A 14,416-nucleotide genomic window follows, 5' to 3' on the forward strand; every position below is an offset into this window, starting at 1 on the left:
GCTCACTCGTCCCCGCCGTCCCCGTCCTGACCGGCGGGCGCGGGCGAATCGAGCCCCGCTGTCGGGGTGGTGCCGGGATCCGGGGTGTCCGCCGCCCCGGTGTCCGGCGCGAAGAGGATCGTGCCCAGATACACCGCCGCCAGGAAGGCGACCGTTCCGGCCACGGCGCTCGCCACGCGCGGACGGCGACGGATGGCCTCACTCGTGCTGATCCGGCGCGTCGTGGCCGATTTCGTCGCCGACCTGGAGGCCCGGGGCGCCGGAGTGGCCCTTCTGCGGCCGGTGGCCTGCGGCAGCCGGTACGTCGACGCGCCCTGGACAGCCGGGGCGCCGGGGGCCGGTGCGGGAGCGGACGGGGCGGCGGACCGCGCAGCCGCGGGCCGCGCGCCGGCTGTGTGCTGCGGCAGCGGCTCGGGCCGCCCCCGCCAGGCATCCGTACGGAACCAGTCGGAGACCTGCTGGGCGCTCGGCCGGTCCTCGGGCTGCTTGGCCAGCAGGCCCAGCAGATACGAATCGAAGGCGGGGGAGACGTCCACCCCTCGCTGTCTGACCGGCACCGGAGGCGTGTCCACGTGCTGGTAGAGCGTCGCGGTCGCCGTGTCCGAGCGGAACGGCGGCTGCCCGACCAGCAGTTGGTAGACGACGCAGCCCAGCGAGTACATGTCCGACGCGGAGTCGGCCGTCCGCCCGAGGGCCCGCTCAGGAGCCAGATACAGACTCGTACCGACGATATGGCCGGCCGTGGTCAGCGCCGTCGACGGGTCGTCCACGAACTGGGCGATGCCGAAGTCCCCGATCTTCACCGACCCGTCGGCGTCCAGCATCAGGTTGCCGGGCTTGATGTCCCGGTGGACGATGCCCTGCCGGTGAGCCGCGGCCAGACCCGCGGCGGCCTGGCCGGCGATACGCGCGACCTGCTCAGGGTGGACCGACTCCTGGGCCTCCAGCAGATCCCCGAGGCTCTGTCCCTCGACCAGCTCCATCACCAGGAAGAAGCGGTCCTCCCAGGACCCGAAGTCGAACACGGCCACCAGATGAGGATGGCTCAGACGCGCGGCCGTCTGCGCCTCCAGGCGGAAGCGCGCGGTCGACGAGGCATCGGCCTGGTCGCCCAGCAGCAGCTTCACCGCCACGGCCCGCCCCAGGACTTCGTCCGTGGCGCGCCACACCTCGCCCATACCACCACGGCCGATGGGGGATATCAGCCGGTACCGTCCAGCAACCAGCACCTGTGCACACCAATCTCGAATTTTGGCCCGCTCCGACTGCCGCGGCGGCGACCTCATCGGGCTCATCGCCTCGGTACGGTGCGTGGGGGTGCGCGGCGTGATCAGGATATCCGTCCCCCGGAGCTCCGGTCGCCCGGCCCGAGCCCCGGACACGGAATCCGGCCAATCGATGGTCAGGACCGGCCTGTTCTCATCCACTTCTCACTCACGGGCGAGCCAGTCGAGCAGAGCAGCGGCGGTGAACTCCTCCTGCCCGCCGGGGAACAGCAGGTCCGCCTCCCCGAACACCGTCCCGTCCGCGGGCGCCCGATGGTCGGGAACAGCCACGCAGCGCATTCCCGCCGCCCGTGCCGCCCGGATCCCGGGGGCCGCGTCCTCGAGAACCACGCACGATTCCGGCGCCACGCCGAGCCGCGCGGCGGCCTCCAGGAACACGTCGGGCTCCGGCTTGCCGTGCGCCACCTCATCGGCGGACACGTACAGGGGCAGGTGCGCGTCCAGGCCCGTGACCGCGAGTGTGGCCGTGATGGCCGCCCTCGACGACCCCGACGCCACCGCCATCGGCGCCCCGGCCCCGTGCAGCTGCCCGACGAGGGCACGCATCTCCGGGAAGGCGGTGGTGGAGGTGCCGGCCAGCTCCAGGTACAGGGCGTTCTTGCCGGCCAGCAGCTCGTCGACCGGTGCGTCGATCCCGTGCTCCTCCCGCAGCGCGGTGAGCGTCTCACGGGTGCTGATCCCGATGAAGCGGCTGTGGTCCTCCCAGCTGAAGTCCCGCACCCCGTACCTGGCGAGGAGCCGGCGGCCCGCCTCGTAGTAGTTCGGCTCGCTGTCGACGAGGGTGCCGTCGAGATCGAAGAGGACGGGCGGAGCGGGGAGGCGCGGGGTCTTCATGGCCTCCAGCATGCCCGACGGTGATCAGCCGGGGTCCGTCGCCCGCCCCACCGCCTCGACCAGCGGCAGGACCCGGTGAGCGACACGCTGGCGCAGGGCCACCTCGGTCCGGGTCCTGACGACGCCGGGCAGCTGGATCAGCCGCTGGATCAGGTCCTCCAGATGTCCGTTGTCACGGGCCACCACGCGGGTCAGGAGATCGCCGCCCCCGGTCGTCGAGAACGCCTCGATGATCTCGGGGACGGCGGCGAGCGCGTCACCCACCTCGTCCAGATGCCCCTGGGTGACCTCCAGGTGGACGAAGGCGAGCACCGGGTGGCCGAGGGCCGCGGGGGAGAGCGCTGGGCCCGTGCCCGTGATCACGCCGTCCCGCTCCAGGCGGTCCATCCGGGCCTGGAGCGTGCCACGTGCCACACCGAGGATGCGCGCGTACTCGCGCACGCTGGTGCGCGGCTGCTCGATGAGCAGCCGGAGGATGCGGGTGTCGAGGGCGTCCACCGCCATGTCCGGCAGCTCTCCTCCATGATCGGTGATCGGTCGCTCGACTCTAGACCTCATGCTCGGACGGAGTCAGCCGCAGCAGGGTCCCCTCGCCGTCGGCCGACAGGACGAGCGAACCGTCCGGTGCGGCGGCGATCCCGGCGAAGCGGCGGGCGAGGCCCGGCAGACCGTTGGCGAACAGCGCGGGTTCCGCCCCCGGCGGGGCGGGCGCGGCGCCCGGGGACGGGCCGACCGGCAGATCGTCGGCCTCCGTCCAGCTCGCCCCCGTCGTCAGGGAGACCGCGCGCACCCTGTGGCGCCCGGTCTCCACCGTGTAGAGCGTGTCGCCCAGGATCGTCAGCCCCTGCGGCGCATCGAGGCCGTCGGCGACGACGGTCGCCGCCCCGTCCTGCCCGAGCCGCAGCACGGCACCCGTCCGCTCGTCGCTGACGTGACACCGTCCCGCCGTGTCGAAGGCCACGTCGACCGGACGGCCGAGCCCCTCCGCCAGCACGGTGACCTCGTCGTCCGCGTCGACGGCCAGCACCCTGCCGCCGTCCGTCTCGGCGACGACGAGCGAGCCCGCCGGGCCCACCGTGATACCCATGGGCCGGCTCAGTCCGCTCACCCGGGTACGCATCGAACCGTCCTCGGGGTCGTAGGTCCTGACATCGCCGAACTGCGAGGTCAGATGCAGGACCCCGCCGTCAGCCGCGATGCCGTGGACGAACGGCGCCAGGACATGACGGGCAGGCTCACCGGCGTCGTCCGCCCTCCCGTTCCCGGCAGGGCCGACGACGCTCTCCGCCCCGTCGGCCCTGCCGGTCCCGTCAGCCCTGGCGGCCCTGTCTGTCGGCGTGGCTTCAGGGGTGGCCGGTGGACCCGCCACCCGGTAGTGGTCGGCCGCGTACACCGTGCCGCTCGGGCCGACCGTGACGCCGTAGGGACCGTCGAAACCGCGCGGCACGATCGTCCGGGTCCGCCCGTCGGGCCGCATCTCGGTGATGCCACCGCTCGCGTAGCTGGAGACGAACATCCGGTTCTCCGCGTCGAACGCCGCGTTGTCGAGGCCCTCCACCCCACTGGTGATCAGCGTCCTCGACCCGGTCCCGTGCAGGTCGATGCGGGTCACCCTGCCCTCGGGCCCGAGGGACAGGACGTGAAGGACGCCGCCCCGGTCGAAGCGCACCGCGACCGGCAGGTGCACCTGGTCCGCGACCATCTCGGGCTCACCGCCGTCCGGTGGGATGCGCCAGACCTGCCCGCTCATCATGTGCGGGTAGTAGAGACACCCGTCGGGCCCGCGCTGCATCGCGTTGCCCATGGCGAGCCCCTCGGTGAGCACGGCCGGCTCACCTCCGTCGGGGAAGAGCTCCAGCAGACGGCCGTCGGGCTTCATCTCGTTGACGAACAGCCGGTCGCCCACGCAGGTGATGCCGTTGGGGTTCTTCACCTCGTCGCACACCAGGGAGTACTCGCCCTGCGGACTGCGCCGCCAGACGCGGCCCGGGACCAGGTCGGCGATGTACATCGAGCCGTCCGCCCCGAAGGCCAGGTCGTCCGGTGACTGGACAGGCCCGCCCGACGGTACGACGACATCGAGATCGCCCCCTGCCAGATCGACCGCGCTGATCCGGCCACCGAGGAACTCGGCGACGTACAGCCGCCCGTCGGGGCCGAACGCGATGCCGTTGGAACCCCACAGCGGATTGGCCGGGTTGAGCCGCTCGGCCGCCGGATGGCCGGCCCGTGGCCGGGCCCCGTCGAACCTGCTGGGATACGCCGCTGCCGGCTCGTCCGTCTCGCGCACGTGCATCACTCCGCCTCGACCAGTACGTCGTCCATGCCGTCGCCCTCGCGCCAGTTCTTGAGCAGCTCGTGGAAGGCGACAGGACCGTCACCGAAGGATTCGCTGCGCGCCCGCGGCTTGCCCTCGTTGTTGTAGTAGCCGGGGGTGCACTCCGCCTGGAAGGCGTGCAGGTTCGGGGCCTTGCGGCGGATCGTCGCCACCCACTCCTCCTGCGCCTCGACCGTGGGTTCCACGCGCCTGGCCTCGCGCTTGTGCGACTCGGCGACGACCTCGGCGACATGCGTGGCCTGCTCGTCGAGGATGTGGACGTAGTTGACGGAGCTGGCGTTCTGCAGCGGGCCGAGCTGGAAGAAGTTCGGGAAGCCGTTGCTGTAGAACCCGTGCAGCGTCTTCGGCCCCTCCGCCCAGGAGTCCAGCAGGGCGACACCGTCCCGCCCGTACACCGGGAGCTTCCCTGACATCACACCGGAGATGCCCACCTGGAACCCGGTGGCGAAGATGATGCAGTCGACCTCGTACTCGATCCCGCCGACCACCACGGAGTCCGGGGTGATGCGCTCGACGCCGTGGCTGTCCGCGGTGTCGACCAGCGTGACGTTGGGACGGTTGAAGGTCTGCAGATAGTGGTCGCTGAACGTGGGCCGCTTGCACATGTAGCGGTACCAGGGCTTGAGCTTCTCCGCGGTCTCGCGGTCCTGGACGACGGCGTCCACCCGGGCACGGATCTCGTTCATCTTCTGGAAGTCGGCGATCTCGTACGCCCGTTCACGCTCCTCCTCCGGCACGTCCGCGTGCGCGTCGGTGGGGATCAGCTTCTCCTGGAGCCGGGCCGTGCTGGTCCAGGCGTCGTCCACCAGGTCCTCGTCGGCCGCCTGGCCGGTGACGACCTCCAGGAAGTTCTCCATGCGCCGCCGCTGCCAGCCGGGCTCGAGCGACTCGGCCCACTCCGGGTCGGTGGGCCGGTTGGCGCGGACGTCGACCGAGGAGGGCGTGCGCTGGAACACGTACACCTGGCGTGCGTCCGCTCCGAGGTGCGGGACGACCTGGATGGCCGTGGCGCCGGTGCCGATGAGTGCCACGCGCTTGTCGGCGAGTCCCGTCAGGCCGCCGTTCTGGTCACCACCGGTGTACGCGTAGTCCCAGCGGCTGGTGTGGAAGGTGTGGCCCTCGAACGTCTCGATGCCCGGGATGCCGGGCAGCTTCGCCTGGCTGAGCGTCCCGCTGGACACCACCACGTAACGAGCCCTGATGCGGTCCCCGCGGTCCGTGCCGACCGTCCACTCCGACGCCCCGTCGTCCCAGCGCAGTTCGGTGGCCTCGGTCTGGAAGCAGGCGTCCCGGTAGAGATCGAAGTGCCGGGCGATGGCCTGCGAGTGCTCGCGGATCTCCTCGCCCGGCGCGTACTTCCACTTCGGGATGTAGCCGACCTCCTCCAGCAGCGGCATATAGGTGTAGGCGTCGATGTCGCAGTGGATGCCGGGATAGCGGTTCCAGTACCAGGTGCCGCCGAAGTCCCCGCCCTTCTCGATCACCCGGATCGATCCGAGGCCCGCCTGGCGCAGCCGCGCGGCGGCGAGGAGACCGCCGAATCCGCCGCCGACTATCACCGCGTCGACCCGGTCCAGCAGGGGTTCCCGGGTGAAGTGCGGGTCGGCGTGCGGGTCGGCGTCGTAGTAGCCGAACTCACCGGTGGCGCGCCGGTACTGGGCGCTGCCGTCGGGCCGGATACGCCGGTCGCGTTCGGCACGGTACTTGCGGCGCAGTTCCTCCGGGTCGAAGCCGAGCTCCTGCGGGTCGAAGCCGAGCTCCCGCGCATCGGGGCCGGTGGGCGTGGGTGAGGCGTGGGGGGAAGGCATACGTGTCTCGTTCCTCTTGGCGGTTCAGGGGCCGGCCGGCACTCGAAGTGCATGATACATATCATGTGGTAGATGCATATCTCGGCCAAGGGGGCGGGGGTGGCCCGAAACTGACGGTCCGTCCCGGGCTGGTCAGACCGCTGACCAGCCGTTGTCGACGGGGAGGATCGCCCCGTTGATGTTGCTCGCCGCGTCGGACGCCAGGAAGTGGATCGCCGCCGCCTGCTCCTCCGCCTGCGCGGGCGAGCCGACGTTGCCCATGTAGGGGGCGAGGGCGGCCGGTCCGTGTGCGCCCCGGTCGGCGTCGACCCGGATGTTGGTGAGGGTGCCGCCGGGTGCGATGGCGTTGGAGCGGATGCCCTTGTCGCGGTACATGACCGCCAGGGACTTGGTCAGGCCGGCGATGCCGTGCTTGGACGCCGTGTACGCGGCACCCGCCGCGCTGCCCCGCAGGGACGCCTCGGACGCGGTGAACACGACGGCGCCCCGTCCCGCGGCGAGCATGTGCGGCAGTACGGCTCGTGCGAGGCGGAACGGCGCGGTGAGGTTGATGCCGATGACGCGCTCCCACTCGTCGTCACGGGTTTCGGCGGCGGCCGACATGCTGTCCATGACTCCGGCGTTGTTGACCAGGACGTCCACGCCTCCGAACTCCGCCGCCGCCGTCGCGGCGACCCGGTCGACGACGGCCTGGTCCCGCAGGTCCCCGATCACGGTCACCGCGGTCCCGCCGGCCCGCTCCACCTCCCCGGCGACGGCACGCGCGGACGCGTCGTCGACGTCGGCGATCACGATGCGGGCCCCCTCCTTCGCGAACAGCAGGGCGGTCGCCCGCCCGATGCCGGAACCGGCGCCGGTGACGATGACGCTGCGGCCGGGTGTGTTGCTGATGGCGCTCACGTGGTGCTCCTCGTGTCGAGGGTGTGTTCGGTGTCAGGGGGCACGGTATCTTTATTGGCGGAGAGTGCCAAAATGGCGAACCGCGCCAGAAAGAATCTCGCTACGATGGGCGCAGCCGGAGGGAAGGTGGCCGAAAATCGTGGATACCGCGCACGCCGGAACCCGCCTGGGGCGCCCACCGCTGACCGAGCGCCGTAAGGCCGCCACCCGGCTGGAGATCGCCCGCGAGGCCGTACGCCTCTTCGCCGACCGGGGTGTGGCCGCCACCACCGCCGAGGAGATCGCCGCTGCGGCGGGGATCTCGCAGCGCACCCTGTGGCGCTACACCTCGTCGAAGGAGGAGTGCGTACGCCCACTGCTGAGCTACGCCCTCGACTTCGTCACCGCGCTCATGAGGTCGTGGCCGTGCGACCGGCCGCTGGCGGAGACAGTCACGGGGGCACCGTCCTCACCGCAGGACGACTCGGCCGACGCGGACGCGCTGCGCGACCTGGTCGGGCTCACGCGCACGGAGCCCGGGCTGCGCGCGGTATGGCTCCAGGTCCACCACGACGCGGAGCGGCCCTTCGCCGAGGTCATCGCCGGGCGTACGGGCCAGGGGCCTGACGACCTCGAACCACGCGTGCGGGCGACCCTGCTGAACGGCGCGCTCCGTATCGCCGTCGAGCAGTGGGCATGGAGCGAGGACCCGCGGCCCGCCTCGCTGTCCCGCACCATCCAGCGCGCCCTGGACATCGCCAGGTCCGGTCTGCCCGACTGAAGGACGGCCCCGTGTCGCGCTGAGTGAGGGTCCTGGACGTGTCCGCTCGCGCGGCCCGTCGTTGACCAGGGCATGAACCTGCGGCCCATCTCCCTCGTGCTTGTCGCCCTGCTCGGCGCGGCCGGCTGTGTCTCCGTCCCGGCCGAGGCGGATCGGCCCGTGCCCTCCGCTTCCGCCCGGTCCGCGAACGCCCCCGCCGCGCAGTCGTCCACGGCGCCCACCGCGCCCTCGGCCGTCCATGACGCCCTCGGGAAGGCGGATGAAGAGCGGGAGCGCGAGAGCGGCAAGAACAAGAAGGGGAAGAGCGAGGAGGCGGCGCGTACACCGGCACCTGCGGACGCGGCCCCGCCACCGGCCCGCCGCGAGGCGCGGGACCAGCCGCAGGGCGCGGCCCCCGCCCGCCCCGAGCCGCCGTCCGGCGCCGACACACCGCACCGGGCCGAGCCGCAGCAGACGTACGACATGCGCACCGTCTGCGCGCGCGGCCAGGGCGTCGCGTCCGCCGAGATCGTCGAGCTGTGCCGTAGCCGCTACGGACATTGACGCCGGCGGGTGGCGTGATCCTTGCCTTTCCGGCGGGCCTGGACGGCTCGGGCCGGGAGGCTCATCGTCATCGCCGCCGCCTGGCCCACGGAGCATGCCCGGCGACTGGCGGACTGAGACCGCGCCCGGCGGCCGCCGGATCACGGACGCGGACCTCACCACCCGCCGTCGAACCACTGTCGCCCCGGGTCGGACACATGGCCCTGGGTGACTGGCCGTATGGCACTGCTGTGCCGATCGGAACGGCTCTAGGCTGGGCCATTGGCCCAGTGCAGGCGGCCTCGGTTGAACCAGCAGCCCTCAGATGCTGAGATGGTTCCGTCAACGGCGCTGCGGGTCCCTCCGGGATCTCTGTGGCGCCTTTCTCGTGTCTGCGCCGGTCCTCGCGCCGGTCGATGGGTGAAAGGGGCAGGGCGACTTGCTGAAGAGGGCGTTCGTCGCACCGGATCCGGGGCGGCTGCGGTTGCGGTTCGCCTCCCGGGCCGTGCTCGGCATCGGGCTCGCCGTCGCGCTGTGCGGAGCGGTCGGGCACTCGCTGGCGGCGGCTGTCGCCGGTGGCCTGGCCGCGCTGCTCGCCCTGTTCACGGTGGCCGATCCGACAGTGCGCGGGCAGGCGGTCACGACCGCGCTGCTCCCTGTCGTCGGTCTCCCGGTGCTCACCCTCGCCGCCGTGCTGCACGCTATGCCCGTCGCCCGTGACCTGGCCTTCCTCGCCGTCGTGGGGGCCGGGGTGTACGCGCGGCGGTGGGGGCCGCGTGGGCACTCGCTGGGCGTGTTCGGCTTCATGGCCTACTTCTCCGCGCAGTTCCTGCACACGGAGCCCGGCGGGCTGCCCGAGCTGTACGCGGCCGTGCTGCTGTCGCTCGTCGCCTCGTCGGTCGTCCGGTTCGGGCTGTGGTGCTACGAGCGGCGGCTCGGGGCACCCGTGGCACCCGCCCTCCCCGCCGGGGCTTCGGGGCTCGGACGGATCACGACGCGGCAGGCCGTACAGGCGACGGCCGGGGCCGGCTTCGCGCTCGCGGCGGGGCAGGTGCTCTCCGACCAGCGCTGGTACTGGGCGGTCGGCGCCACCTGGTGGGTGTTCGTGGCCACGACCTCGCGGGGCGAGACCGTGGTGCGCGGGTTCAGACGGTTGCTGGGGACGGTGCTCGGGATCGGTCTCGGCTTCGCCGTGGCCGTACCGCTGCACCATGAGCCGGTGGTGGCCGCCGTGGTCGTGGCCGTCAGCGTGTTCGGGATCTTCTACACCGCTGCCGTCTCCTACACCTGGATGATGCTGGCCGTGACCGTGATGGCGAGCATGCTCTACGGACTTCTCGGCGTGCTGGACGCGCATCTGCTCGTGCTGCGGGTGACCGAGACGGCCGTCGGGGCGCTCGGCGCCGTACTGGCGGTGCTGTTCGTGCTTCCGGTGACCACGCACGCGGTGACCGAGGCGTGGGTGGAGCGCGCGCTGCGGTGCGTGCACACCTGCACGGCGGAGGCCGCCGCCCGGCTCGCCGGGAGCGAGGGCGCCGACCCGCACCGGCGCGTCGCCGAACTGGAGGCGATCCTCGGGCGGGTGCGGCTGACGCTCGGCCCGCTCGTCCATCCGCTCAGTCCGCTCCGGGCGCGCAAGGCGCGAGCAGGGCGGGTGCTCGCGCTGCTCGACGTCTGCGCCCGGGAGGTGCGGGGCCTGGCGTCCGTCGCTGCGGACCCCGAGGCGTCCCACGACGCCCGTCTGGCCGCCGCCTGCTGGCGTGTGGAGGCCTCCGTCGAGGCGTTGACGGCGCCGGTACGGGCACGCAGCCGTGCCGCGACGGCCACCGCCGGCGGTATGCGGCCCGAGGGCGCCGCCGAGCCCGCGCTGGCGCATCTGCACACCCTGGAGCGGGCGCTCGCGGATCTCGCCGCGCCTCTGCACAGCTCCCCGCGCGCTCCGTTGATCGGCGCCTGACGCCCCTACGAACGGGTTGAATTGGTCTGGACCAAAAAACGCCGCCTGCTACCGTCGGACGGGAAGATCGTGACGGACGTGAAGAGGGGTGGCGCGATGGGCGACGACCACGCGAAGCGGGCATTCATAGGGTCGTTCACCTCGGCGGGCGGGCGTGGGATCAGTGTTGCCGCCGTCGACCGGGACACCGGGGCGCCGTCCGTGCTGGCGTCCACGGACGCCGTGACCGACCCGTCCTTCCTCGCGACCGGACGCGCTCCCGGGACGGGGGAACCCGTGCTGTACGCCGTCAGTGAGACCTCCGACGGCGCCGCCGCGGCATTCGCCGTCGACGAGGACGGCGCGCCGCGGCTGATCGGCGACGTACGGCCGGTGGACGGGAGCAGCCCCACCCATCTGGCCCTCGCCGCGGGGCATCTCCTGACGGCCAACTACGGCTCCGGCAGCGTCACCGCGCTGCCCGTCCAGGACGACGGCTCGCTCGGGCCCGCGACCGGCGTCCTGCGGCACGAGGGCAGCGGTCCCGACGCGGGCCGCCAGTCGGGCCCGCACGCGCACCAGGTGCTGGCCGACCCCTCGGGGAACTGGGTGCTGAGCGTGGACCTCGGCACGGATTCCGTACGTGTCTGTGCCCTCGACCCCGCCACCGGATCCTTGCGGCCGCACACCGAGGCGGCGCTACGGCCGGGGACGGGGCCGCGCCATCTTGCCTTTCACCCGTCCGGGGGACACGCGTACGTCCTGAACGAGCTGGAGCCGACGGTCACCGTGTGCCGCTGGGACGCTGTCGCGGGCCGGCTCGAACCGCTGGGGGAGACGCAGGTCCTGCCGCACGACCCCGCCGAGGACCCCGGCGTGCGTACATACCCGTCGGAGCTGGTCGTCTCCCGCGACGGCAGGTTCCTGTGGACCGCCAACCGCGGTCACGACAGCATCTCCGTCCTCACGCTCGACGAGACGGCCGAGAAGCCCGTCCTGGCGGCGGCCGTGGGCTGCGGCGGACGGTGGCCCCGGGATCTCACCCTCGACCCCACCGGGCAGTGGCTGTACGCCGCCAACGAGCACTCCGGGAACGTCAGCTGGTTCGCCGTGGACGCGGAGACGGGAATCCCGGCGCACGCGGGCTCCCTCGACGTTCCCGCCGCCTCCTGCGTGGTCTTCGCCTGACGACCGACTGACTCCTCGCTCCCGGCGCCCGGTGCGGGCGCCGGGAGCGAGGCACGGATCAGTGCGCCTGGGCGCCCTGCGGGGTCGCCGGGGTGATCCCCAGCGTCGTCGCGTACAGGGAGAGCACCAGCTTGCCGATCGCCGGGTAGGCGCCGAGCGGCTCTGCGGTCGAGCAGCCGGCCTCCTTCGCGGCGGCCTCCAGCAGCGCGGCGTCGATCTCCGGGCCCACCAGGTACGGCGCGAGCGCGAGCTGCTCGGAACCGGAGTTCTGCAGCTGCGCCGCGATCGAGGCGACCGAACCGTCCACGTCCAGGGCCGCGGCCATCACCGGTACGGCGAGACGCGCGGCCAGCAGCATGCCGGTGATCCCGGCGGCCTGCACGGCTTCCTCGCCGCCCACCGTGGCCAGCACGATGCCGTCGGCCGCGGTCGCCACGGTGAACAGCCTCGCGCGGTCGGCGCGTGCCAGACCGGCCTCCGAGAGGCGTACGTGCAGCGCTTCGGCGAGGAGCGGGTGCGGACCCAGTACGTCGGTCAGCTCCGTCTGCGTACCGCTGTCCACGACGGCCTGCCGTATACGCCGGATGAGGGCGCTGTCCGGGCCCGCCAGCAGCGGCACCACGACGGCGGACGGGCCCGAGGGCTCGGCGACCTCACGGCCCGCGGCGACGGCCTGCTCGTAGCGCGCGGTGCGCTCGGCGGCGGCGTTGGTGAGTACGGAGACGAGGGTGGGATATTCGGCGTCGTCGCCGTCGAGGTAACCGATCTGTGCGTTCAGACCTGGCAGCTCGGAACGGGCGATGCTGATCACTTCCTCGGCCAGGCTGCGCGAGGCCGGGGAAGGGGTACCGGGAAGGGCAAGAACGAGCGCGGCAGCGCCCTCAGGTGCGACCACGGGCTCCGGGCGGCGGTGCCGTCCGGACTGGCGAGGTCGCGGCATTCGTACAGGCAGGCCGGAAGCGGGCCCAGTGGGGGTGCTCATGGCGCCGCATGCTACTGGTTTTGGGTGCCCCTCTGTTCGGGGAGGGGGGCGTCAGGCGTTATCTGTCCGTATATGTCTGTTGAGCGGCAAAGCGGGCAACTGACCTGCTCTGTCCAGACAGATGATCGGCCGAATCGCCTACGTTACTCCCGGTACGAACAGGAGCGACGGGTGGGGCGGCAGCCGAAGGCCCGGGCCGGCGAGGGCGCGGGCGACCTCCAGTGCGCCGTGCAGCGGATCGCCCTGCGCGGGGACCACCCGTGCCCGCGGAATCTGCTGGGCCAGCTCGCCGCGCAACGGCCCGAGCAGAGGCTCGCCCATCCGGAACAGCCCACCGGTCAGAGCGACTTCGCAGCCATCGGAGCTCGGGCAGACCGCGGCCGCCGCCTCGGCGATGTGCGCGGCGGCCTCCCGCAGGATCCCCGCGGCCACCTCGTCCTCGTCCGCGCAGGCCGCGACCTCGGGGGCGAACGAGGCGAGCAGCGCGGGGCGGTCCGTACGCGGATAGAGCAGGCCGGGAAGGCCGGTGGCGGGTCCGAGGACCGCCTCCGACCGTGTCAGCAGCGCGGGTGACCCGCCGCGTCGGCCGTCGTGGGCCCGCATCGCCGCGTCCAGCCCCGCGCGGCCGATCCAGGCGCCCCCGCCGCTGTCGCCCAGCAGATGCCCCCAGCCGTCGGCCCTGCGCCACGACGTGAGATCGGTGCCCAGCGCGATCATGCCGGTGCCGCCCGCGACGACCGCTCCAGGACGCTGCCCCAGCGCTCCGGCGTACGCGGTCACCGCATCGGCCGCCAGGGCGATCCGCCGCACCCCCAGCGCGTCCGCGAGGGCGCCGGGCAGCCGGGCCCGCAGCTGGTCGCCGAGGGTCGCCATCCCCGCGGCCCCGACCGCCAGGGCGGCCACGGCCGCTCCGGCCCGGTCCGTCTGCTCCAGCAGCCGGCTCACGGCGGGCAGCAGCTGCTCCAGGAGGTGCCCGGCGTCGATCCCGTCCGTTCCTGTCCGCACCGGCTCGGCGCAGACGGTGGTGCGCACCGGGCGGACCGCGTCCACCGGCCCCAGCGCCACACGCAGCCCCGACCCGCCCGAGTCGACGCCGACGACGAACGGCGGATCGGGGGCGCTCGTCACGGCAGTCGCCAGTCGACGGGCTGCGCGCCCTGCCGCTGGAGCAGGTCGTTGACCCGGCTGAAGGGGCGCGAGCCGAAGAAGCCCCGGTCCGCGGACATGGGGGAGGGGTGCGAGGACTCGATCGCGGGGTAATCGCCCAGCAGCGGACGCGCGTTGCGCGCGTCGCGCCCCCACAGCACCGACACCAGCGGCGTCCCCCGGGCCGCCAGCGCGCGGATGGCCTGCTCGGTGACCTCTTCCCAGCCCTTGCCCCGATGTGCTGCGGGGCGCCTGGGGGCCGTCGTGAGCGCCCTGTTGAGCAGGAGCACCCCCTGCCGGGTCCAGGGCGTCAGATCGCCGTTGGAGGGCCGTGGAAGCCCCAGATCCGCGTGCAGCTCCCGGAAGATGTTCTCCAGGCTGCCCGGCAGCGGACCGACGTCCGGCGCCACGGCGAAGCTCAGGCCGATCGCGTGCCCCGGCGTCGGGTAGGGATCCTGCCCGACGATCAGGACGCGTACGTCCTCGAAGGGCTGCTGGAACGCCCGCAGGACATGGGGCCCCGAGGGCAGGTAGGTACGCCCGGCGGCGATCTCCGCCCTCAGGAAGTCGCCCATGGCGGCGATGCGTTCGGCCACCGGCTCCAGGGCTTGCGCCCATCCCGGATCGACGATTTCTTTCAACGGTCGTGCTGCCACGGGCCGCACTCTACTGCCGCCCCGGATCCCCTCGGACCCGCCCCCGCCCGCCCGTTCCTC

At 72.8% G+C, this 14,416-nt stretch carries 13 protein-coding genes; 4 read left to right on the forward strand and 9 right to left on the reverse strand.

Features of this window, described 5'->3' with window-relative positions; translation table 11 throughout:
* Positions 1 to 2: 2 nt before the first annotated feature.
* The 6 genes from OG623_RS32225 to OG623_RS32250 all read right to left on the reverse strand — a co-directional run bounded on the left by OG623_RS32225 (position 3) and on the right by OG623_RS32250 (position 7,166).
* Positions 3 to 1,178, reverse strand: a complete 1,176-nt coding sequence (locus OG623_RS32225; RefSeq protein ID WP_406152097.1) for a serine/threonine-protein kinase — start codon at positions 1,176 to 1,178, stop codon at positions 3 to 5.
* 252 nt (positions 1,179 to 1,430) lie between these two features.
* Positions 1,431 to 2,120 (reverse strand): HAD family hydrolase, encoded by a 690-nt coding sequence (locus OG623_RS32230; RefSeq protein WP_406151127.1) that lies wholly within the window; start codon positions 2,118 to 2,120, stop codon positions 1,431 to 1,433.
* Positions 2,121 to 2,144: 24 nt separating this feature from the next.
* Positions 2,145 to 2,624 carry an Lrp/AsnC family transcriptional regulator gene (locus OG623_RS32235; RefSeq protein WP_406151128.1) on the reverse strand — a complete coding sequence of 160 codons (480 nt, stop codon included), beginning with the start codon at positions 2,622 to 2,624 and terminating at the stop codon, positions 2,145 to 2,147.
* A 43-nt stretch (positions 2,625 to 2,667) separates the two neighbouring features.
* Positions 2,668 to 4,410: a hypothetical protein gene (locus OG623_RS32240; protein ID WP_406151129.1), complete on the reverse strand. Its 1,743-nt coding sequence runs from the start codon at positions 4,408 to 4,410 to the stop codon at positions 2,668 to 2,670.
* A 5-nt stretch (positions 4,411 to 4,415) separates the two neighbouring features.
* The gene (locus OG623_RS32245) at positions 4,416 to 6,266 is read right to left on the reverse strand and encodes a flavin-containing monooxygenase (protein ID WP_406151130.1); all 1,851 of its coding nucleotides are present in this window, start codon (positions 6,264 to 6,266) and stop codon (positions 4,416 to 4,418) included.
* 132 nt (positions 6,267 to 6,398) lie between these two features.
* Positions 6,399 to 7,166, reverse strand: coding sequence for an SDR family NAD(P)-dependent oxidoreductase (locus OG623_RS32250; protein WP_406151131.1), 768 nt, complete (start codon positions 7,164 to 7,166; stop codon positions 6,399 to 6,401).
* A 139-nt stretch (positions 7,167 to 7,305) separates the two neighbouring features.
* Between OG623_RS32250 and OG623_RS32255 the strand changes: the two genes are divergently transcribed.
* The 4 genes from OG623_RS32255 (at position 7,306) to OG623_RS32270 (ending at position 11,572) form a co-directional block, all read left to right on the forward strand.
* Positions 7,306 to 7,926, forward strand: a complete 621-nt coding sequence (locus tag OG623_RS32255; RefSeq protein WP_406151132.1) for a TetR family transcriptional regulator — start codon at positions 7,306 to 7,308, stop codon at positions 7,924 to 7,926.
* 72 nt (positions 7,927 to 7,998) lie between these two features.
* On the forward strand, positions 7,999 to 8,469 hold the full coding sequence (locus tag OG623_RS32260) for a hypothetical protein (RefSeq protein WP_406151133.1): 471 nt from the start codon (positions 7,999 to 8,001) through the stop codon (positions 8,467 to 8,469).
* A gap of 418 nt (positions 8,470 to 8,887) precedes the next feature.
* Complete coding sequence (locus OG623_RS32265) at positions 8,888 to 10,405, forward strand: FUSC family protein (protein WP_406151134.1); 1,518 nt, start codon at positions 8,888 to 8,890, stop codon at positions 10,403 to 10,405.
* Between the two features lie 96 nt (positions 10,406 to 10,501).
* Positions 10,502 to 11,572: a lactonase family protein gene (locus tag OG623_RS32270; RefSeq protein WP_406152099.1), complete on the forward strand. Its 1,071-nt coding sequence runs from the start codon at positions 10,502 to 10,504 to the stop codon at positions 11,570 to 11,572.
* A gap of 58 nt (positions 11,573 to 11,630) precedes the next feature.
* Here OG623_RS32270 and OG623_RS32275 read toward each other — a convergent pair whose 3' ends face one another.
* The 3 genes from OG623_RS32275 to OG623_RS32285 form a co-directional block, all read right to left on the reverse strand.
* Positions 11,631 to 12,554, reverse strand: a complete 924-nt coding sequence (locus OG623_RS32275) for a sirohydrochlorin chelatase (protein ID WP_406151135.1) — start codon at positions 12,552 to 12,554, stop codon at positions 11,631 to 11,633.
* A gap of 138 nt (positions 12,555 to 12,692) precedes the next feature.
* Positions 12,693 to 13,682 (reverse strand): N-acetylglucosamine kinase, encoded by a 990-nt coding sequence (locus tag OG623_RS32280; RefSeq protein WP_406151136.1) that lies wholly within the window; start codon positions 13,680 to 13,682, stop codon positions 12,693 to 12,695.
* Positions 13,679 to 14,356, reverse strand: coding sequence for a uracil-DNA glycosylase (locus OG623_RS32285; protein ID WP_406151137.1), 678 nt, complete (start codon positions 14,354 to 14,356; stop codon positions 13,679 to 13,681). The genes OG623_RS32280 and OG623_RS32285 overlap by 4 nt, the downstream gene beginning before the upstream one ends.
* Positions 14,357 to 14,416: the final 60 nt, after the last annotated feature.

The sequence above is a fragment of the Streptomyces sp. NBC_01012 genome, assembly GCF_045162755.1.
Taxonomy (GTDB): domain Bacteria; phylum Actinomycetota; class Actinomycetes; order Streptomycetales; family Streptomycetaceae; genus Streptomyces.

Bases quoted from the DNA above. Each gene is read 5' to 3' on its own strand.
- OG623_RS32225 (WP_406152097.1), bottom strand. From the start codon at position 1,178: ATGGGCGAGGTGTGGCGCGCCACGGACGAAGTCCTGGGGCGGGCCGTG.
- OG623_RS32275 (WP_406151135.1), bottom strand. From the start codon at position 12,554: ATGAGCACCCCCACTGGGCCCGCTTCCGGCCTGCCTGTACGAATGCCG.
- OG623_RS32230 (WP_406151127.1), bottom strand. From the start codon at position 2,120: ATGAAGACCCCGCGCCTCCCCGCTCCGCCCGTCCTCTTCGATCTCGAC.
- OG623_RS32245 (WP_406151130.1), bottom strand. From the start codon at position 6,266: ATGCCTTCCCCCCACGCCTCACCCACGCCCACCGGCCCCGATGCGCGG.
- OG623_RS32235 (WP_406151128.1), bottom strand. From the start codon at position 2,624: ATGGCGGTGGACGCCCTCGACACCCGCATCCTCCGGCTGCTCATCGAG.
- OG623_RS32270 (WP_406152099.1), top strand. From the start codon at position 10,502: ATGGGCGACGACCACGCGAAGCGGGCATTCATAGGGTCGTTCACCTCG.
- OG623_RS32260 (WP_406151133.1), top strand. From the start codon at position 7,999: ATGAACCTGCGGCCCATCTCCCTCGTGCTTGTCGCCCTGCTCGGCGCG.